General features: G+C 35.1%; 16 protein-coding genes, 1 pseudogene and 1 other annotated feature. Of the genes and pseudogenes, 9 read left to right on the top strand and 8 right to left on the bottom strand.

Annotated features, from left to right (window positions below; genetic code table 11):
• Positions 1-150 precede the first annotated feature (150 nt).
• A protein-coding gene (locus G0028_RS08730; protein WP_194088711.1) for an IS3 family transposase occupies positions 151-1370 on the top strand; the annotation gives its coding sequence in 2 pieces (ribosomal slippage) (positions 151-427 and positions 427-1370; 1221 coding nt in all).
• Positions 426-542: a sequence feature (AL1L pseudoknot), on the top strand. It overlaps the preceding gene by 117 nt.
• Before the next feature lie 35 nt (positions 1371-1405).
• Here the strand turns inward: G0028_RS08730 and G0028_RS08725 are convergent.
• Positions 1406-1726 carry a hypothetical protein gene (locus tag G0028_RS08725; protein ID WP_180045445.1) on the bottom strand — a complete coding sequence of 107 codons (321 nt, stop codon included), beginning with the start codon at positions 1724-1726 and terminating at the stop codon, positions 1406-1408.
• Positions 1727-1943: 217 nt separating this feature from the next.
• Entirely contained in the window at positions 1944-2156 is a 213-nt protein-coding gene (locus G0028_RS08720) for a helix-turn-helix domain-containing protein (protein WP_180005595.1), read from the bottom strand.
• A 133-nt stretch (positions 2157-2289) separates the two neighbouring features.
• Between G0028_RS08720 and G0028_RS08715 the strand changes: the two genes are divergently transcribed.
• Both G0028_RS08715 and G0028_RS21055 read left to right on the top strand, forming a co-directional pair.
• Entirely contained in the window at positions 2290-3084 is a 795-nt protein-coding gene (locus G0028_RS08715) for a hypothetical protein (protein ID WP_180045444.1), read from the top strand.
• Positions 3085-3562: 478 nt separating this feature from the next.
• Positions 3563-4477 (top strand): annotated as a pseudogene (locus tag G0028_RS21055) (IS30 family transposase).
• Between the two features lie 109 nt (positions 4478-4586).
• Here G0028_RS21055 and G0028_RS08700 read toward each other — a convergent pair.
• Positions 4587-5834, bottom strand: a complete 1248-nt coding sequence (locus G0028_RS08700) for a tyrosine-type recombinase/integrase (RefSeq protein WP_180045441.1) — start codon at positions 5832-5834, stop codon at positions 4587-4589.
• A 525-nt stretch (positions 5835-6359) separates the two neighbouring features.
• Between G0028_RS08700 and G0028_RS08695 the strand changes: the two genes are divergently transcribed.
• The 4 genes from G0028_RS08695 to G0028_RS08680 all read left to right on the top strand — a co-directional run bounded on the left by G0028_RS08695 (position 6360) and on the right by G0028_RS08680 (position 11429).
• Positions 6360-7508 carry a hypothetical protein gene (locus G0028_RS08695; protein ID WP_180045440.1) on the top strand — a complete coding sequence of 383 codons (1149 nt, stop codon included), beginning with the start codon at positions 6360-6362 and terminating at the stop codon, positions 7506-7508.
• Positions 7509-7517: 9 nt separating this feature from the next.
• Positions 7518-8387, top strand: a complete 870-nt coding sequence (gene thiM / locus G0028_RS08690) for a hydroxyethylthiazole kinase (RefSeq protein ID WP_180045439.1) — start codon at positions 7518-7520, stop codon at positions 8385-8387.
• Between the two features lie 293 nt (positions 8388-8680).
• Positions 8681-9058, top strand: a complete 378-nt coding sequence (locus tag G0028_RS08685; RefSeq protein WP_180045438.1) for a hypothetical protein — start codon at positions 8681-8683, stop codon at positions 9056-9058.
• A gap of 154 nt (positions 9059-9212) precedes the next feature.
• Positions 9213-11429 carry a sel1 repeat family protein gene (locus tag G0028_RS08680; RefSeq protein WP_180045437.1) on the top strand — a complete coding sequence of 739 codons (2217 nt, stop codon included), beginning with the start codon at positions 9213-9215 and terminating at the stop codon, positions 11427-11429.
• Between the two features lie 86 nt (positions 11430-11515).
• Here G0028_RS08680 and tsaA read toward each other — a convergent pair whose 3' ends face one another.
• Entirely contained in the window at positions 11516-12235 is a 720-nt protein-coding gene (gene tsaA, locus G0028_RS08675; RefSeq protein ID WP_180045436.1) for a tRNA (N6-threonylcarbamoyladenosine(37)-N6)-methyltransferase TrmO, read from the bottom strand.
• Between the two features lie 105 nt (positions 12236-12340).
• Here tsaA and G0028_RS08670 point away from each other — a divergent pair, with 105 nt between their 5' ends.
• Positions 12341-13120 carry a ferredoxin--NADP reductase gene (locus G0028_RS08670; protein WP_180045435.1) on the top strand — a complete coding sequence of 260 codons (780 nt, stop codon included), beginning with the start codon at positions 12341-12343 and terminating at the stop codon, positions 13118-13120.
• Positions 13121-13241: 121 nt separating this feature from the next.
• On the opposite strand, the gene G0028_RS08665 is transcribed toward G0028_RS08670, so the two are convergent.
• The 3 genes from G0028_RS08665 to cysK all read right to left on the bottom strand — a co-directional run bounded on the left by G0028_RS08665 (position 13242) and on the right by cysK (position 16355).
• Positions 13242-13715 (bottom strand): hypothetical protein, encoded by a 474-nt coding sequence (locus tag G0028_RS08665; RefSeq protein WP_130073702.1) that lies wholly within the window; start codon positions 13713-13715, stop codon positions 13242-13244.
• 156 nt (positions 13716-13871) lie between these two features.
• Complete coding sequence (locus G0028_RS08660) at positions 13872-15059, bottom strand: PilT/PilU family type 4a pilus ATPase (RefSeq protein ID WP_174492793.1); 1188 nt, start codon at positions 15057-15059, stop codon at positions 13872-13874.
• 297 nt (positions 15060-15356) lie between these two features.
• Positions 15357-16355 (bottom strand): cysteine synthase A, encoded by a 999-nt coding sequence (gene cysK / locus G0028_RS08655; protein WP_180045434.1) that lies wholly within the window; start codon positions 16353-16355, stop codon positions 15357-15359.
• 308 nt (positions 16356-16663) lie between these two features.
• On the opposite strand from cysK, the gene plsB reads away from it, so the two are divergent.
• Positions 16664-18832 carry a glycerol-3-phosphate 1-O-acyltransferase PlsB gene (plsB, locus tag G0028_RS08650; protein WP_180045433.1) on the top strand — a complete coding sequence of 723 codons (2169 nt, stop codon included), beginning with the start codon at positions 16664-16666 and terminating at the stop codon, positions 18830-18832.
• A gap of 55 nt (positions 18833-18887) precedes the next feature.
• Here the strand turns inward: plsB and G0028_RS08645 are convergent, their stop codons facing one another.
• Positions 18888-19562 (bottom strand): class I SAM-dependent methyltransferase, encoded by a 675-nt coding sequence (locus G0028_RS08645; RefSeq protein WP_180045432.1) that lies wholly within the window; start codon positions 19560-19562, stop codon positions 18888-18890.
• Positions 19563-19586: the final 24 nt, after the last annotated feature.

The following is a 19586-nucleotide window of genomic DNA, read 5'->3' as shown; positions in this document are numbered from 1 at the left end:
TATTAATTAAATAGAATAAATTTTCATCTTCTAATTTAGTTAAATAATCAAAGAGTCCCTTATAGAAGTTACTTCTATATTCACATCTTATTTGTCTATTTGAACCGTACCGGGTTTGTCGGAGACCAAGCTTTCTGAGAGAATGTCCCGATGAAAAAAGTAAAATATACCCCTGAAATCAGAGAAAGAGCGGTTGAATTATTGATTGAATCCGAGAAAGATTATCCATCGAATTGGGCTGCGATCACCGCTATTGCTCCCAAGATAGGTTGTACTCCTGAAACTCTACGTGTTTGGTATCAAAAATATTTAGATAAACAAAACCCAATTAAAGTACAGCAACTTTCAGATCAAGAACGTATTAAACAACTCGAACGTGAAAATAAAGAACTGCAACGTGCTAACGAAATTCTACGTAAAGCAGCCGCTTTTTTCGCCCAGGCGGAGCTCGACCGCCCACACAAATAATGGTAGATTTCATCCATAACAATAAGGCGTTATATGGTGTTGAGGCGATTTGCAGGATTTTACCGATCGCGGCTTCTACCTATTATCGAACACTAGATTTCGTTGAAAACCCAGAACATCGAGCAAAGCGAGATCTACATGACTTGCATCATGCTGAACAAATTAAACGAATTTGGAAGGAAAGTTCAGGTCGATATGGTGTGCGTAAAGTTTGGCAAAAATTGAAACGTGAAGGCTATGTTATTGCTCGCTGTACAGTTGCTCGATTGATGCAAAAACTAGGTATACAAGGTGTTTGGCGTGGTAAGAATAAACAAACTACCCGTAGCCGAGAGGATCAAAAACGAGCAGATGACTTGGTGAAACGCAATTTTAGTGCTGATCATCCTGACCAGCTATGGGTCGCTGACTTCACGTATATTCAAACAAATTCAGGTTGGGTTTATACTGCATTTATTATTGATGTCTTCTCACGAGCAATTGTTGGATGGAAAGTATCGACACGGATGAATACAGATATGGTGCTCGATGCACTTGAGCAAGCGTTACATGCTCGAGACATGCCAAAGAATGTGATTCACCATAGTGACAGAGGGGTTCAATATCTTTCCATTCGCTATACCAATCGTTTAGAAGCAGCAAATTTACGAGCATCAGTCGGTACGACCGGTGATTCATACGATAACGCTTTGGCTGAAACAGTGAATGGCTTATACAAAACAGAGGTGATTGAATATTTAAAAGCAGACTGGCAAGGTTTAGCGGATGTACAACTTGCGACATTAAATTGGGTAGATTGGTTCAACAAAAAGCGTGTACACAGCGCATTGGGTTATGTATCGCCTTTTGAGTTTGAAGCAATGTACTATGATAAGATTAACCCGTTAGGTCACGTGGCCTAACTTAAATAAAAAGTCTCCGACAAACCCGGTACGGTTCAATTTTTAAGATAGCCAAACAACTCTAACCAAAAAATACAGTTAGCTTGGTTTTTAAACCAATCTTCATGACTTTTGCTTTCCATGGATAAAAGATACGTATGTTGAGTAAGGCTCAAATAGTCTTTCATAACGCGATTAATCATTGACTTTTTCAGTCGATCTTTTTCAATTTTTTGCTCACCACCCCCAACAACAGTAAGTTTTACTGTTTGATCGATTATGTTGGAATATTTTCTTAGCGAACGTTCAATTAAGTTGACTTGTTTCAAACGAGATAGCTTAAAACTCATCTTTGGTTTAGCTTGTTTTTTGGACATTATTAGCTCCAAATTCATTATTCTAAAAATTTCATAAGGGCTTTTTTTGAGCATGACAAAGCCTAGAGCCTAAATTTAAATCCAACTTAAGCTGATGATATATTTTAAAAAATAGGTATATAAATTTTATGGATAAGATAGCTTTTCTTGTTATTGCCTGTATTTTTTACATCAAATGTAATGGGCATTTATAACGCGAAAAACTATCTAAATTTTTCTAGACTTCTTCTTTGACACAAGCAAATTTATAGACTTCTGCTTTACTCCATCGAAGACTACGACCATGCCTAATAGGACTTATTGGTCCGTTTTCGTACAATGCCCATTTACGCAAAGTTTGTTCTGCATATCCCAGCAATCTCGCTGCTTCTTTCGTAGTTAGCAAAAGTCGATCTTCAGTGATCTTCTTTTGCCTATGCTTAAGTACCATATCTTTCTATTCCAATTGATTTAAGGATATAAAAGCACATTAAAAATAGTAAAGAAATTGTAATTTTAAACACCATTTCATTACTATTTTTCGTATAATCATACCTATTAATATTAGTAAAGCTGAATGATGTATGGGCCGACCACTAAGAACTAGGATAGATTTTGCAAAAACAATAAGCTGGTATGACTTCTTTTATAATAAATTATTAAATTCCGGTGAAATTAGAAATGAATTTGGTTTAGAGAAGTTACTTTATAAGGAACCAAAAAATGGCTATGTAACAAATTTATTTAAAAAATATAAATTTGGATTATCAACACCTAAAGATGATTGGATTAAAACAGTAGATTCAAAATGTATCGGCTCATCTCATATTATCAATCATCCTATATGGAAAAATTTAAAATATCGAACCACAGAAGAATATTTAATACTACTAGAACTAAACAATCTTCCTGATTATATAATTGAAAATTTAATACAAAATAGACATATAAAAGGTTTTAATAAATCTGATTTAGAAAAATTAGCTAAATATGGCTCTTTAGATAGCCTGTGTGCATTATATTTATTACATCAGTGGGGATATACTATTGGAAGTACAAGTCTAGTAAATGATTGCTGCTCACTAATTATAAACAATTTAGAATTAGTGTTAGAAAAAACCACTTATCTTCAGCGATCACATATATTTTTATTTGATGAAATATGTGATCAGATATTTATTATGGAATTAAAGGGATATAATCGACCACTTAAAATTAAATTAAATTGGCGACAATACAGAAATAGTAATTGGGATATTGAAATTCGAGAAAAATCTAAAAAAATTGAAGATGAGCTTATTTCCGACCCAAAAATCAGTCATTTAATACCTTGCATAGATGAGAGCCTTGCAAATCTATATAAAAAGATTCTAGGATAAAGAGACTTTATTAAAAATCGTATTCTACGAGTATTACTATTTATCTACAACTTAAGTTGTCCTTAAAAAGTAAACATGTGTATTTTTATTTCAATCTCATCTACAGATAAGCTAAGCTTAATTTTAGAAAAGAATTTTTCGCATGTTTATTTTAAAAACTCAACTTACCAATGAATAGTAATACTTCCTAAAAATAAAAGGATCTAATTGCAAAAGATAAACAAAGATGCCATCAGACTTATTACTATAGAACTATTCAATATATTAGACCTCTTTCGAAAGTATGTTTTACTTAATTTTTAAATCAGCTAAAAACCTTATAAAATATAGCTCGCGACTGTTTAAATTTTACTAACGCAAGAGATCTATTATATAAAGACTTAGATTCTCAAATGAAGTGCAACAGAGATTAAATTATTGGAAGGAAGCAAGATGAACTAGCATTCTGCTTTCGACCGACCAAAGTCAAAGTTGCATCATGAACTATACTCATCTTACTCAAGAAGAAAGATATCAGACTTCTACCTTGCTACGTGAAGGTTTTTCTAAACGTTATATCGCCTGGAGACTCAGACGTTCACCTTCCACAATTTCCAGGGAAATCAAACGTAACCAAGCGAGAAATGGTTATTTTGCTAAACATGCCCATAAAATAGCTCAAAGACGCCATTGCTCCAATCCCAGAAGAATCCCTTGTGAAATGTGGGTACATGTTATCTCTTATCTTGATCTTCAATGGAGCCCTGAACAGATTGCCTCTTATGTTCCGATCAGTTTACATTCAATCTATCGCTTCATCCGACAGGATAAAAACAAAGGCGGTACGCTCTTTCACAACCTTCGTTTCAGAAATAAAAGAAAGAGGAAATACGGCTCTCCTGAAACCCGTGGTCAACTGACTAACCGAAAAAGTATTCACAACAGACCACTTGAGATTGAGCAAAGAACTCGCTTTGGTGATCTGGAAATAGACACGATTGTGGGTAAGAACCATCAGCAATAATTGGTCTCAATTGTAGATCGGAAGACAGGTTATTTATGGCTGAAAAAATGTCGTTCACGTAAGACAGAAGAAATCTGCCAAACAACGATTAGACTACTCAATCCGATCAAAGATCAGCTCAAGACGATTACGGCAGATAATGGCAAAGAGTTCAGCCTACATGAGTACGTTGCTGAAGAATTAGAAATAGACTGGTACTTCGCTGATCCTTATAGCGCTTGGCAACGAGGCACAAATGAAAATACAAATGGCTTAATCAGGCAATATATTAGAAAAGGCAGTGATTTAAATCTCCATACAGATGAATATATTTTAGAAATCACACAACGTATTAATCATCACCCAAGAAAAAGACTCGGCTTTAAAAGTCCGAGTCAGGTATTATGCTAACCACAGGGTGTTGCACTTCAAATGCCAATCTAAGAGATAAAATCTCTATTTTCACTCTTTGTTTTTGGTAAATAATATTTTAAATTGAAATAAATCGCTTATTTTTCAACTAAATTGACGACATTCCAACACAATTCAAAATCCAATTCTCATATTCTTGTAGTGTTTCGCGTAGCATATCCATTGGGCGTACAATGTAATGCCTTTCAACTAACGCACTTGGCTTATGACCAGAAATCTGTGCTAAAGATCCTTCATTGATTTGAGCCCAAATTGCTAACGTTTTATACGACCTTCTCAAGCCATGGGGGGTAAGTACAATATTTAATTTTTTACATATTTTCTCTAAGCTATCGTAGGGATTAACAATATAGCCACATTTAGAGTCCTTACTGCTAAATACAAATTCAGAATCAGAATTTTTCTTTAGCTCTAATAAAAGAATTTCAACAAATGTTGTGAGAGGGATTAGGCGACCTGTATCTTCAATTTTATCTTTTACTTTTGCAGTTTTCCAACGAAAATCGACATCTTTCCATTTTAATGAAAGTAACTCATTTTTTCTGCAACCGGTGATTAAACTACATATCAAAAAAATCGCGATTTTTCTATTAGTTAACTTATTGACTTCTTCAAACCAAGGTCTTAGGTGCTGTTTCATTAAACAATCATTTTTGGCTTTTGGAGAAGGGACTTTATCTTTAACCTTTTTAGAGTTATATGATTTCGGAGGTACTAGATTCTCATAATCCTCATGTTCCTCACACCAATTGAGGAAAGCTCGTGTGAGTCGATATGCTTTACCTGATGTTGTTGGACGGTAGTCATTTTGATCGAGCCAGTCACAAAATACATCTGCAGTTAATTCAGAAAGCTTATAATCAAACAGTTGATAAATGGGTTGACTGGCATACACACTTTTTCTTTCAGGATCATAACCACCTCTCGATAATTCGATATGATCCTGATAGCTTCTTGGCCGCCAATTAGGTTGCCTTGCTGCTAAATATTCATACCATACATCTTTAAATTTAATAGTCTTACGTTTTTCTTGTTTTAACAACTCTTTATTATCAGCTAAAGCCTTCTTACGCTCAATAAAAGGATCAATGCCTTTATTGCACATAATCGCTAATTCTTGTGCATATTTACGAGCATCATCTAATTTCCACGTATCAACATCGCCAATTTTGATACGGCGATTTTGAAGTCCAATACGGCCTTGGAAAATGTAGCTTTTATTATTTTTAGGTGTAACTTTGACGCCGAATCCAGGTGTTCTTTCATCCCAAAAAAAAGTTGGTTTGGTCTTATCTGTACAATCAATTTTGTCTATAGCTGGTTTTGTGAACTTCATTCTAGTAAGCATCTGGTAAGCAAATAGTACTAAAAATCAATATATATCAATCAACAAAAAGAGTGAATAGTAAACTTTAAAAATTCATTAAATAGATGATATTATTAATTATATTCATTTAAGTCTTTGATTTTTTATTTTTATATCAGCGGACTCATAATCCGTTGGTCCCCAGTTCAAGTCTGGGCGGGCCCACCAAATAAAACAACCACTTAGGTGCATTAATCCTAAGTGGTTGTTTAATGTCTCAATTTATGCAAGTACTATGTAAGCAGTTGAAATCAAAGTTATTTTTAACTGACTTTGTTGCTTCGATTTTGAATTCTTCAGGGTATCGTTTACTGTTCATAAGCACTTTTTATTAGCTATTTTATCTAACTAAAAGGTATCTACAAAATCGGTAGCTATTCAGATGCTAATTGGTTTTGGAAAGAAAATAACTTACCTACAGATACGGCTGATTTTGTACCCATCCCGTGCCATAATCTCTTATAATCAAACTCAATCGAATTTTTAAGATGAATTATGGCTTTACTGATCTTGCAAAAAGAACATGACGAAAGCAGTTTTTGCCCGCTTTGCAAAGCATCAATGTTTCTTGTATCAGCGGAATTGAATGATGAACCTGTAGAATATTTTGAATGTACTCATTGTGAGCATAAAATTTCAGATTCAGATTTAGTCCACTGCCAATGTCAAGCCTGCTCTCAAGCATTACTCGAAGCAAAAACAAAAATCACCCCAAAAAAGGTACTCAATGTCAGAAACCTTTCTAGCTTATATTTAATTGATAAATTATTTTTGTTGGCCATTTTAGATAAAATTATTTTAAATGATCATTTTCAAAATGAATGTATTAATTTTGAAAAAATAAAATGGGAAAAAGTTACCTCAACATATTCTCTCCAAAATACGATTTTATATCGTTTAGAGAAATATAATGTCATTACAAAAAAGAAAATGGTGACATTAAAAGACAATGAACATGATTTTTATCTTAATGTCCGTGTGGATCGTTTTTTAGAGCCTTCATTATATACAATCTATCAAAAGTTAAGACAATGGTTCTTTGAAGATTTTAAATATGGTGCACCTTTTCAGCAAGCTGAAGAAGTACATAGCACGCTATTTATTATTTTCTATCATGAAATTTTAGAATTCACTCAATATTATTGTAAACGCTTAGGGGTTAAATTTGCAGGGAATAAAAAATTTAAAGAATATTGCGATTATTTACTCAACTATTTATCGTTGGGGCAAATCTATTATATGGTGCAAACTGCATTAGATTATTTACACTCACAAAAAACAGCACTTGATCCACTCAATACTGATTTTAATAATACCAATAAACTGCGTAAAACCTTAGAGGAATACCGAAAAAATTCAATTCATAAAAAATTTGAAATTTCGACTTTACCTCGTCCTTACGATTTACATTTTAGTCGTGTCAGTCAAATATTTTTATTTCACTTACTTAAACTTGACGAAAACTATGTTGCACAAACAATTCCTGTGATTTGGCAAAATATCAAACCACGTATAGAATTTTTCTCAAAGTTTAATTGTATGCATTGTGGATCTACAGATTTAAGTATTGAATATGATGATCATCATTCAATCTCGACTTTCTGTAATCGCTGTAAGCATCAAGATCACTATTTTACCAAATAAGGAATGCATATGAATCAGCTTGAAAATATTCACACGATTCAATCTACTCCAACCCTGATTCAAACAGATACATTACGAGCAGAAGTCATCACGGCGTGGACACAATTACAAATGCAACAACCACTTGTGCATTGTATTACCAATAGTGTTGCAGCAAATTATGCAGCGAATGTACTTTTGGCAGCAGGCGCTTCACCTGCCATGATTGATAATCCCTTTGAAGCAGAAAGTTTTGCCAATATTGCGGCTGCACTCAGTATTAATTTAGGGACACCGACTTCTGAGCAAATGCAAGCCATAAAAATTGCAGCACAAACCGTTACTGCAAAATCAACACCTTGGGTGCTTGACCCTGTGGGATATGGTGCATTTTTAAAATGGCGCAGTGCCATGGTCGATGAATTGTTGTTATTACACCCCACAATCATTCGTGGCAATGCCTCTGAAATCAGTGGTCTAGCAGGAAATCAAGTTCAATCTAAAGGTGTAGATAGCAGTATTGCCAGTCATGAAGTTTATCAACAAGCTATCCCCCTTTTGGCACATTGTGAATGTGTTGCGATTTCAGGTGAGTCCGATTTTATTTTATCAAAAGAACACAATGCCGTGATTCAAGTCAATGGTGGTAGTGATTTACAACCTAAAATCACAGCAACAGGTTGTGCCTTAGGTGCATTAATTGCAGCCTATAGTGCTGTTTCTACCCCCACAATTGCAACACTTTCTGCACATGTTCATTTTGCCATTGCAGGAAAACTGGCTTTTAGCAAAGCGCAGTCTGTAGGTAGTTTTAATGTCGCTTTTTTAGATGCAATTTATGAACTCAATGCAGAAACAATCCAGCAATGTGCAGATTTTGAAATATTAAATATCGAATAATTTTGAGATGCTGATGAAAATAGATCAAGATCAGGATTAAAAAAATTAAATCTATCTTTAGAAAAATATGCAGATAAAATAATCAAATGTATTTTTGGTTATTTATGTATCACGATCTGCATTTTTCTTTATTCGTTAAATTTGAAGAAAACCTATGATCAATATAAATACTCAAGCAGTTGGTTTTTATTTTCATTTCTTCTTCCAAGTGCAGTTTTTTATTGGTTATTCTATTAGTGCTTAGAAAATAAATATTTTCATTTCAAAAAATCTGACCCACGTGAACAACATAAATGAACTCCATACTTTTAAACCAAATTCAAAACATTGAAAGCTATTGGAAGTTTCCAATCTCAGATACATATCAACAAATCCTCCTTGAACACATCCAAGAATGTCCAATGTTTGAAGTTGAATATTTCGATGAATATGAACAAGAGGAAATATATATCTGTTTTTACAATTGTTTTGACTTAATAGAACGTAATCAAACCTATCAAATACAAAATTTTGAAGCAAATTTTTTAATGGTTGGACAACAAGGTAACTTAGGCTATTTCATTTCCCAGCATCAGCATGATTTGACTTTATATCAATTAGATTTAGGTTCATTAGGATCCCTTCCTATGCAAGTTTTGATTACAGACTTTCGAGCGTTATTTAACATTTAAAAGTCATTATTTTTCAGTCTTTTTATGACTTTCACATGAAATAAGTCGGAAAAGAGCATATGGATTTAAAATATATTGCAATTAAAAAAGCGAATCGCTACAGCACTATTTTTATTTATGATAATCTTTCAAAAAACCAATAATCTAGACCATCATGAACCGTAAAACTCAACAAGATATGCAAGGTTTGTTGCAATATTTTTATCAAAAAAAATTGCCACCTTTGGGTTTAAAGTATGCCGAAGCACTGTTTAAAATTAATCCTGATTTTAGTGATGAAAGTTTACACGACATTGATACCTTGTTAATTGCTTTACATCGTCAAAATGTCCGCCCTAATGATCTAGTGACGCAACGAAATGGGTTAAATTTTTTAATGATGTTGATTGCTTATCTTGGTGATGTTCTTGCGCAAAGAACCCATTATCCTGTGCAATGGTACAATTATCACGAAGCGATTAAAATTTTACCTTCAGATGATGAACTCCCTCTCGACTTTTTTAGTTCAATGGTCGCTTTGATCAATCATCAAGTTTGCTTACCTTTAGCTGTTATTGCAGATGTTCTGCATCACGGTGAAAATGCTGAAAAAACATGTCTCAGTTATGTTCATTTACGCCAAAGTATTATTGAAAAAAATCATACACAAAATATCAATGAAAATTGTGCTGAATATATTCAAGCGCTACAACAACATCGCTATCTATCAGGTGGCAATGCTTATCATCAAGCAACCGACTTAATAGACTTTGATTTTTCTTTAGTCAGTCTGCAAAAAATTGATTTGCTGCTCAACCGCATTCGTCAGTATGAACAACTCAATGAAGCAAGCTATGCGACCTTTATGCAGGACAAAGAGAAATTAAACTTCTTAGTTGCACTCAGTTATTATTTAGGGACAACGATTGCCCATCAAACGTTGAGTAGCGTGAAATGGTTTAGTTTTGAAGAATATAAAGCATTACTCAGTCAAGAGGATGATGAAGAGTTTCGCTATGAACTTGCACAAGTCTTTGTCTTCCAAAATCAAATTTCTTATCCAATGTCGGTACTGACTGCTATTTTATTTGACGCTAAGCAGCCCGTTCAGAGTTGTTTAACATATGTGCAAAAATACATTGATCTTTCCACGCAAAGTTTGGTGTATTTCCCTTCAGCTTTAAAAGATATACAACAACCTGAAATCACTGCAAATATTACCCAAGCATTTAAACATGCTGGTTTTTTAGCAGCTTATGCCAGTTTCATGCTTGATGGGTCAAGTTTAGACCCCTGCTTATTGGTTAGTAAAGACCATAAAGTTCAAATTATCAAACTCATGCAAGACAATCCACGAGAGCTTGCATTTGCTGAACTTGAACAGAACCCACACGGTTATCCATTTCAACTGTTTTGTGAAGATATTCACGCCTATCTACCCACAGGGCGTACGGATGCAATTTATCTAAAAATACAAATCTATACTCCCATAGAAACCACAGTCAGTTTAGTCATTCCTTATACAAAGACTGCTGACAATAAAATTGAGCATATTTACTCAGTGGTTCAATACACCTCTTCTAATTTATCACTCGCACAATTTGATGCAGCAATGACAACCTTTTACCAAAATGCTTTTGAGTTTCAAGACAGCTTTACCCAACAGTCATTTTGGCAAGCACATTTCCAAGAGAATATTCTACGAAAACCAGCGAGTTTTTTATTCAACGACACACAAAGCGATGAATTTAACTCAGCACTTCAAACCTTATACCCAATCAAAATGGTCGAAACGCCAAAACCGTCCATTACATTAGAAAATACTTCTCAGGAAAATGCCGCTCAAGAAAATAAAGCACAGCTCGAAAATACTTCTGTTACAGAATTGCCAGAGGTCAGTCATCCTGCCCTACTCAAAGCCCTCGACATTTTAGCAAGCAGTGAAGATGACCCAGAGAAAAGCCAACAAGCCATTGGGATTATTTCTAGCTTAATCATCAATAATGACCCTGAAGCCATGCAATTGATGGCACATTTTCATGCTGACGGCAAATATGTTGAAAAAGATCCTAAACAAGCTTTTTTCTATTTGGTGGAAGTAGCTAAATTGCAAATGGATGAAAGCTCATTTAAAGATGCCATGCGCTTTTATGCATCCCCCGTGCACGCTTTAGATAAAACTGACCCTGACGTTGAAGAATGGTTATTGGGTTTAGCCGCAGACTTTGATCGAGCAACCGCAGAAAAACCAGAGATTGCACAATTAAATAGCAGCAGTTCGCGTAGACGGGTTATACAAAAAGCTGATCAGCCTTTAACAACAGCGCAATGGATCAATCGGTTTTTAATTGGAATCAGTGTGATCCTGATACTGATTATTCTCTTTAAGTAAAATATTATAAGATTGAAAATGGCACGTAAAAGTATTGTCTATTTTCAATCTTAAATTTTTGACATCTTGATTTGCAATTTTTTGCTTTAAACAACAGCAATCAGATCCACGACATGCACAATATCTTGTTGTACCGTAAAACTTACATCTAAACCCGCAAATTTCATTTTATAAATCCGATGTTCATCATCTTGATAAGCTGGACGAGGGTCTAAAGACAACACTTGCTCAAGTTCATTTTGCATTTGTGGAGTGATTTTCTGTATTTTCAGTAAATGCTTGAATGCCAATTGTACATTTTCAGACCAAACAACTTTTTTTCGATCTGGTTCTTGCTGAGCATAACCACTTTTTGCATCCATGATTGCATCGGAATACTGAATATAAGGCTTAATATCCAAAATCGGTGTAGCGTCTAATAAGTCACTGCCTGTCACATAAACCCGTAGCGATTTTCCAACCTTTTTCACATGTTTAAGTTGTACTACAGACAAACCTATTGGTGCAGGACGATACATACTCCGTGTGGCAAAGATCCCTATTTTTTGATTCCCCCCCAATCGCGGCGGTCTAACTTGCGGTCTAAATTTATGATTTTCATTACTATTTTTATTTTCATGAAATTGCCAAACCAACCATAAGTGACTGAATGCTTCAATTCCTTCAAAAGCCAATATGTCATTATAGGGTGCTTGCATTTCAATATAAGATTCAACCTGAACTAAGTTCGGTTGGCGAGGAATACCAAATTTTTCTTGGTAAGGTGAATGCATATAACCAATTATAGGTAAACAAAGATCAGACATAATCACTTTTTCTGATAAGCTCAATTAAATATATTCAGTTTATCGAGAATGATTTTAGATTAGAATAGTAAGCTGTTCTAATTTGATAATTTATTGAGACCTTTAATGGCTGCTTTCAACGTCGAAAAGATTACTCACGTACACCACTGGAATGACACTTTATTCAGTTTTAAAACAACACGTGACACTTCACTCCGTTTTAAAAATGGTCAATTTGTGATGATTGGGCTTGAAGTGAATGGTAAGCCTTTAATGCGTGCATATTCAATCGCAAGTGCTAACTATGAAGAAGAACTTGAATTCTTCTCAATCAAAGTACCTGATGGTCCTTTAACTTCTATTTTACAAAAAGTAAAAGTAGGCGATGACATTTTAATTTCCAAAAAATCAACAGGTACATTGGTATTGGATGATTTAAATCCGGGTAAAAACTTATACTTATTGTCTTCAGGTACAGGTCTTGCGCCGTTCCTTTCTACCATTCGTGATCCTGAAACATACGAGCGTTTTGAAAAAATCATTGTAGTGCATGGCACTCGTTTTATTTCAGAATTGGCATATCAAGATTTAATTTTAAATGAAGTTCCTAACCATGAATTTTTCTCAGAATTGGGTGCAAAAGAAAAATTAATCTATTACCCAACAGTGACACGTGAAGAATTCCACACCCAAGGTCGTGTAACCACTGCAATTGAAACTGGTCAATTATTTGAAAAAATTGGTTTACCACGTTTCAACCCAGAAACTGACCGTGCAATGCTCTGTGGTAGCCCTGCTTTCCTTGATGATGTTGCAGCATTGCTTGATCAGCATGGCTTAAAAGAATCACCTAAAATGGGTGTGCTCGGTGACTATGTGATCGAACGTGCATTCGTCGAAAAATAATATTTTAAAATATGATGAAAAAACCGAGTCTATGTACTCGGTTTTTTCATGCCGCAAGTTAAATCAAAAAAATCGAGGCATTAACCTCGATTTTTATTTTTCATAGACAGAATAAGCTTGATTATTTTTTCATACATTCAATCGGTTCTACAACCTTAAAAGGCTTCATCACTTGCAATATCATTTTATTTTTGCTTAACGCTGCAATTTGCGCCGCTGCATTTGGGTACTGCTCATATTCTTTTTTCAGTGCTTGTTCATAAGTTTTATCATCAGAATCTACTTTTAAAAGTTTAGTCTTAGTAAAAACAAGCATTTGATCTTGATCAAGTGCCCAAGCACTTTTTGTTTTCATGCTGGTATGAATGGTTTTCTTCTCATTGCCAAATTGAATTTTTGAGTCGGAAAAATAGGTTCCATTTTCATAATATTGGTCATTGGATTTTATAATCACATTATTATTTTTAATAACTTGTGTACATTCCCACTCACCTGTGATCGCAGAGGTGTCGATTTCTACAGCATGTGCAAAGCTTTGTGTCATTAGCGCAACAAGCAATGCACCACCAAGAAAAGAATATGTTTTTTTATACATCGTTACGTTCTATTTTATGAAAAAATTTCATAGAGTTTAGCTGAATTTTTTATGAAATGTTAATTTCAAAAATAATAAATTTGCCCCATAAACTCTCTATTATGAAATATCGAGGTATAGCATCACAGTGATTTATACCTCGACATGGCATTTCAATTATTCAGCAGCATTTTCATCTTCATCAGCTGCTTCGACTTCATGCAACATACTTAAACTGGTCGCTGTAGATGCCCCATTTTGCTGATTTCGTGTAGCTTTTAACTTAATCTGTAAACGTAATTCATTGGTTGAATCTGCATTTCTCAGTGCTTCGTCATAACTAATCGCACCTTCATTGTATAAATCAAATAATGCCTGATCAAAAGTTTGCATACCAAGCTCACGCGACTTGGTCATGATTTCTTTAATTTCATGAAAATTACCTTTTAAGATCACATCGGAAATTAAAGGTGTATTGAGTAAAATTTCAACTGCTGCTCTACGTCCATCGTTATTTTCAGTGCGAATCAAACGCTGTGAAATAATGGCTTTCATATTTGATGATAAATCCATTAACAGCTGATTACGGCGCTCTTCAGGGAAAAAGTTAATAATACGGTCTAAAGCTTGGTTGGCATTATTTGCATGCAGAGTACCTAAACACAAATGTCCTGTTTCAGCAAAAGCAATGGCATGTTCCATGGTTTCTGTATCACGGATCTCACCAATTAAAATGACATCAGGCGCCTGACGTAAAGTGTTTTTCAATGCATTGTGCCAAGTATGACAATCTACACCAACTTCACGATGGGTAATCATCGATTTTTTATGCTTATGTACATATTCCACAGGGTCTTCAACCGTAATAATATGCCCTGCTGAATTTTCGTTACGATAGTCAATCATCGCTGCCAATGACGTCGACTTTCCTGAACCTGTCCCACCCACCACAAGGACCAAGCCACGTTTTTCCATAATCACATGTTTCAGTGATTCAGGTAATTTCAGTTTGGTAAAATTTGGAATTTCAGCAGTAATGGTACGAATCACCATACCGACTTGTAATTGTTGTTGAAAAACATTGACTCGAAAACGCGAAACGTTAGGTACACTGATGGCAAAATTACATTCAAGTTCTGTTTCAAAATCTTGACGTTGTTTGGCATTCATCAGGCTATAAGCAAAAAGTTTAGCTTTTTCTGCTGTGAGCTCTGGTTGCCCTAGAGATTTCATCAAGCCCTGATGCTTAATACTGGGTGGGAAATCTGCCGAAATAAACAGATCTGAACCGCCAAATTCAACCACTTTACTAAGCATGTGAAACATATAGCGTTGTGCTTCTTGCAATAATTCAGCTGTATACATAACTTCCCCGATTTTTCTTTAAATGAATGATTTTTAATCAGCTTATTTTGTAGAAATAGCGACTAATTTTTTTGGGCATTCTGTCACATTTTTAGCCTTATTCTCAACATATTTTCATGATTTTGCTCGTACAAGTCATCAAAACCACTCTAAAAAATAGCCCTGATTCAATCCTTTCTATACTGTGTTTGCTCCTAAATAAAATATTTTTGAGAATGCATAAAAAAACCAAGGTCAAATGCCTTGGTTCTTATAAAAAATACGATGTAAAATTCAGATGATTTTACTCAATATGCGTTATTCTGCAGAAATATCCTCAAACAACACAGACGATAAATAACGCTCCCCCCCATCAGGTAAAATAACAACAATGGTTTTTCCTGCATTTTCAGGACGTGCAGCCAATTTTGCTGCTGCTGCCAATGCTGCACCACTTGAGATTCCTACAAAAATACCTTCTTGTGTCGCTGACTGACGTGCAAAATCAATCGCTTCTTGATTTTCAATGGCAATGACTTCATCCACCAAGTCCAAATCTAAATTTTTAGGAATAAAGTTTGCACCAATTCCCTGAATTTTATGAGGTCCAGGAGTAAGTGCTTCTCCACGTTTGGCTTGACCAATGATTGGTGAATCAGCAGGTTCAACAGCAACAGAGTAAATAGGCTGATTTTTCACTTGCTCAAAATAACGTGAAATACCCGTGATGGTTCCACCAGTCCCCACACCTGCGACTAAAATATCAACTTTACCGCCTGTTGCAGCAAAAATTTCTGGACCTGTGGTTTTCTCATGAATAGCTGGATTGGCAGGATTTTCAAATTGTTGCGGCAAATAATATTGTTCAGGATGTTCTGTCACTAAACGTACAGCTTCATCAATTGCACCTTTCATGCCTTTTGCAGGCTCAGTCAGGACTAAATTTGCACCTAATGCTTTCAGTACTTTACGGCGCTCTATACTCATACTTGCAGGCATGGTTAAGGTAATTTCATAGCCTTTTGCAGCAGCCACATACGCCAATGCAATCCCTGTATTACCACTGGTTGGTTCTACGATATGCATCCCTTTTTTCAGTTTTCCACTTTTTTCAGCATCTTCAATCAAAGCTGCCCCAACACGGTCTTTCACAGAAAATGCAGGATTACGACTTTCAATTTTGGCTAAAATAGTTGCACCATGCGCTGCTAAACGGTTAATGCGTACCAATGGTGTATTACCAATTGCATCTGCATTGTTGGCATAGACTGCAATGCCTAGATTTTCAGTTTGTGGGAAATGAGTATCAGTCGCCATGCGCTATCCTTAATTTATCAATCATCTTATTTATATAGCACTATCATAACGCCTTTTGTTGTATCGTTGATATTCCGTAAAGTGATTTATTTATAAAAATTTGTGAATAGTTTATTTGATAAAAATCAAATGCCTAGTTTTATACAATGTTTGCCTCATCGATTTATTTTATCCCCTTTATTAAAACAGAATATTTTCTTAAATATTGATGCTCTGTTGATGTACCCATCTATATATAAATTCTTTTATACATTTTTCTTCACTTTGGCCCATAATAGTCAGCATAAAGACATCGTGTTGAGATTTATATGGCAAACAATGCTTATCAAAAATTTTATCGCCAATTTACCAAAAAAGTTTTAGATAAAATTGTCAGCCCTCAAGTGCTTGGTGATACACAAGCCTTAGAAAATACATTAAAAGAACAAGATGCGAAACAACTGCCGATTTGCTATGTCATTCAAGACAATTCAACGTCAAATAAAGTTCTGATTGATAATGAAACAGAGAAACGCAGCTTACATTCTGCTTTTTCTGCGCTTAGGCTCAAGGAACACCAAGAGGATGATTCTTTTTTAGTACTAGAAGCCTCGACCCACAATGCCTCTGCTTATTATCCAGATAAATTAATACGGTTAGTGGAGTATTTATTAAAGCATAAAGAGGAAGATATTTTATTTGTTCCTGTCACCATTTTGTGGGGACGTGCGCCTGAAAATGAAGACAGTTGGTACAAAGCATTAATGGCAGATGCTTGGACTAAACCGACAGGGATTAAACAAGCGTTAAATATCACCTTATATGGTCGCGAAAATTATATTGAGTTTCATCAAGCCATTTCACTACGTACATTAATCAATAGTGCTTTAGAAGTCGCACCAAACTTTGCACCTGCGCATTATGTCGTTAAACAACTTAACCAGTCTTTTAATCAATATAAAGAAGCTATTTTAGGGCCTGATCTTTCTGACCGCCGTAATGTGATTAACAAATTACTCACCTCGGATGTGATCAAAGAAGCTGTTTTAACTGAAAGTATTCATAAAAAAATAAGTCTGCAAGACGCTGAAGCTTTAGCGAAAAAGTATTTAGATGAAATCGTTTCTGACTTTTCATACTCAACATTGCGTTTTGCTGAAATTGCCCTGACCAAACTCTGGACGCAGCTTTACGATGGTATTCAGGTACATAATTTTGAAGTCGTGCGTGAGCTAGCTAAAGATTATGAAATTGTTTATACGCCATGCCACCGTAGCCATATTGACTATTTATTGTTGTCCTATGTGATTTATAAACGTGGCTTGATGGTGCCGCATATTGCCGCAGGAATTAACCTCAATATGCCTGTCGTGGGACAACTCATGCGTGGGGCGGGTGCTTATTTTATTCGTCGCAGTTTTAGTGGTAATGCACTCTACACAGCTGTTTTTAAAGAATATGTACATAGCCTACTCAGCCGTAATACCCCTTTAGAATATTTTATTGAAGGTGGACGCTCTCGTACAGGTTTATTACTTCCTGCCAAAAAAGGCATGTTGGCAATGACCATTCAAAGTCATTTGCGTGGCAACAGTAAACCAATTGCCTTTATTCCAACCTATTTTGGCTATGAAAAACTGATCGAAGGTTCTTCTTATATTAAAGAACTGGGTGGGCAGAAAAAACAGTCCGAATCACTCTTTGGTTTACTCAAATCGATGCAAAAAATCGAAAAAGTGTTTGGAATGGTGCATGTTAATTTTGGTGAACCTGTATTTCTCAAACCCATTTTAGACAAGAACCAAGTGCCTCAACATGTTGGTTTAGAAGAAGATTTACCTTCATCAGTCAAAATTGCAGTCAATGAAGTTGCCGATAAAATTTTAGAAAATATCAATAAAGCCGCGGTCATTAACCCTGTAAATTTAATTGCGACTATTTTACTGAATGCGCCAACACACGCTTTGGCTGAGCGTGATGTTTTATTACGGCTAGAACAGTTTAGAAATTTACTTAAATATCATGTCTATGATGAAAGAATGCAAATCACAGCGCTTTCAAACCATGAAATTATTCAGTATGCGATTAAACTTAAACAGGTTGAATTTATTGAACATGATAATGAGCGTTGGCTGAAAGTGTGTAACCAACAAGAGGCTTTGCTTAAATATTTTAGCAATAATATTCTGCATACCTTGATTTTACCTGCACTGATTGCTCATATTTTAACAGCACAAAGTGAGCCACACATTGAAAAAATCAGTAAAGACGAATTGTTCAATGCGGCTTTACAACAATATCCTGAACTACAAAAAATGTACTTCTTGAAATGGCAAGCCGATGAAATCAGCGTAGAAATCAAGCATATTTTAGATTATTTTGTGACTGAAAAATTGATTCAGATTGATGATCAAACGATTTTCATTCATCAAGCCGATGATACTTTGCGCTTATTAAAAGCGTTTGCCCATTTGTACACAGTGAACTCAACACATTAATTTTAAGCAAGTTTAAACGAATCCATTAGAAACCGAAGTTACTGCTTCGGTTTTTTTATTTCACTGCAAAAGTACCAAAATAATTTAAAACTTGCGCAAAATTTTCCACAGACTTAAAGCCGATATGTCTTAATAACTGATGCAATGCTTGATTCGAAATTAAGCAAAAATCATCTTGTAAACGCTCAATCATGGCTTGGCTTTGTTTTTCCGAAAGTCCTGTCAATTCGGCTAAATGCTGCAAAGTTTTCAATTGTTGTATATTTTCAATTTGCATCAAGTCATAGCTCAAACATACAGCCTGATCTTTTAAAGCATGATAAATATCTTGAAAATAAAACTTTTTTTCAGTTTCAGGAATAAAATGTGAAACTAAAATGGACAATGCAGCATCAAATTTTTGTGCTGTATGACTCAGCCCTGAGGTATCGCTATGCAAAAACTGTACATGTGTCGCTAAGTTTTCAGACTCAAGCCGTGATTTGGCTTTTTCAAGCATATTTTGAGCAGGATCGATGGCGGTAAATCTCCAATGTGGAAATTGAGCTGCCAAATAACACAGCTCATGCCCTGTACCACAGCCTACCACTAGAACTTCAGCACGTTCAGGTAAGCGTGCTTTGAGTAAAGCATGAACTTGTAAATGGATCAGTTCATAACCTGGGATGAGTTTTCGAATATGCTCATCATAACTTTCTACAACTTGAGGGTGATTAAAGTTTTTTGCCATGTTTTATAACTATTGTATTGCAAA

The sequence above is a fragment of the Acinetobacter piscicola genome (genome assembly GCF_015218165.1).
In the GTDB taxonomy this organism is placed as follows: Bacteria; Pseudomonadota; Gammaproteobacteria; order Pseudomonadales; family Moraxellaceae; genus Acinetobacter; species Acinetobacter piscicola_A.
This window is presented reverse-complemented; position numbering and strand designations above follow the sequence as displayed.

What these genes read in the sequence shown, in the direction of transcription:
- G0028_RS08715 (WP_180045444.1), top strand. Translation starts at nt 2,290, where the DNA reads ATGGGCCGACCACTAAGAACTAGGATAGATTTTGCAAAAACAATAAGC.
- G0028_RS08645 (WP_180045432.1), bottom strand. Translation starts at nt 19,562, where the DNA reads ATGGCAAAAAACTTTAATCACCCTCAAGTTGTAGAAAGTTATGATGAG.
- cysK (WP_180045434.1), bottom strand. Translation starts at nt 16,355, where the DNA reads ATGGCGACTGATACTCATTTCCCACAAACTGAAAATCTAGGCATTGCA.
- G0028_RS08685 (WP_180045438.1), top strand. Translation starts at nt 8,681, where the DNA reads ATGAACTCCATACTTTTAAACCAAATTCAAAACATTGAAAGCTATTGG.
- G0028_RS08680 (WP_180045437.1), top strand. Translation starts at nt 9,213, where the DNA reads ATGAACCGTAAAACTCAACAAGATATGCAAGGTTTGTTGCAATATTTT.
- G0028_RS08695 (WP_180045440.1), top strand. Translation starts at nt 6,360, where the DNA reads ATGGCTTTACTGATCTTGCAAAAAGAACATGACGAAAGCAGTTTTTGC.
- tsaA (WP_180045436.1), bottom strand. Translation starts at nt 12,235, where the DNA reads ATGTCTGATCTTTGTTTACCTATAATTGGTTATATGCATTCACCTTAC.
- plsB (WP_180045433.1), top strand. Translation starts at nt 16,664, where the DNA reads ATGGCAAACAATGCTTATCAAAAATTTTATCGCCAATTTACCAAAAAA.
- G0028_RS08660 (WP_174492793.1), bottom strand. Translation starts at nt 15,059, where the DNA reads ATGTATACAGCTGAATTATTGCAAGAAGCACAACGCTATATGTTTCAC.
- G0028_RS08700 (WP_180045441.1), bottom strand. Translation starts at nt 5,834, where the DNA reads ATGAAGTTCACAAAACCAGCTATAGACAAAATTGATTGTACAGATAAG.
- G0028_RS08725 (WP_180045445.1), bottom strand. Translation starts at nt 1,726, where the DNA reads ATGTCCAAAAAACAAGCTAAACCAAAGATGAGTTTTAAGCTATCTCGT.
- G0028_RS08665 (WP_130073702.1), bottom strand. Translation starts at nt 13,715, where the DNA reads ATGTATAAAAAAACATATTCTTTTCTTGGTGGTGCATTGCTTGTTGCG.
- G0028_RS08720 (WP_180005595.1), bottom strand. Translation starts at nt 2,156, where the DNA reads ATGGTACTTAAGCATAGGCAAAAGAAGATCACTGAAGATCGACTTTTG.
- thiM (WP_180045439.1), top strand. Translation starts at nt 7,518, where the DNA reads ATGAATCAGCTTGAAAATATTCACACGATTCAATCTACTCCAACCCTG.
- G0028_RS08670 (WP_180045435.1), top strand. Translation starts at nt 12,341, where the DNA reads ATGGCTGCTTTCAACGTCGAAAAGATTACTCACGTACACCACTGGAAT.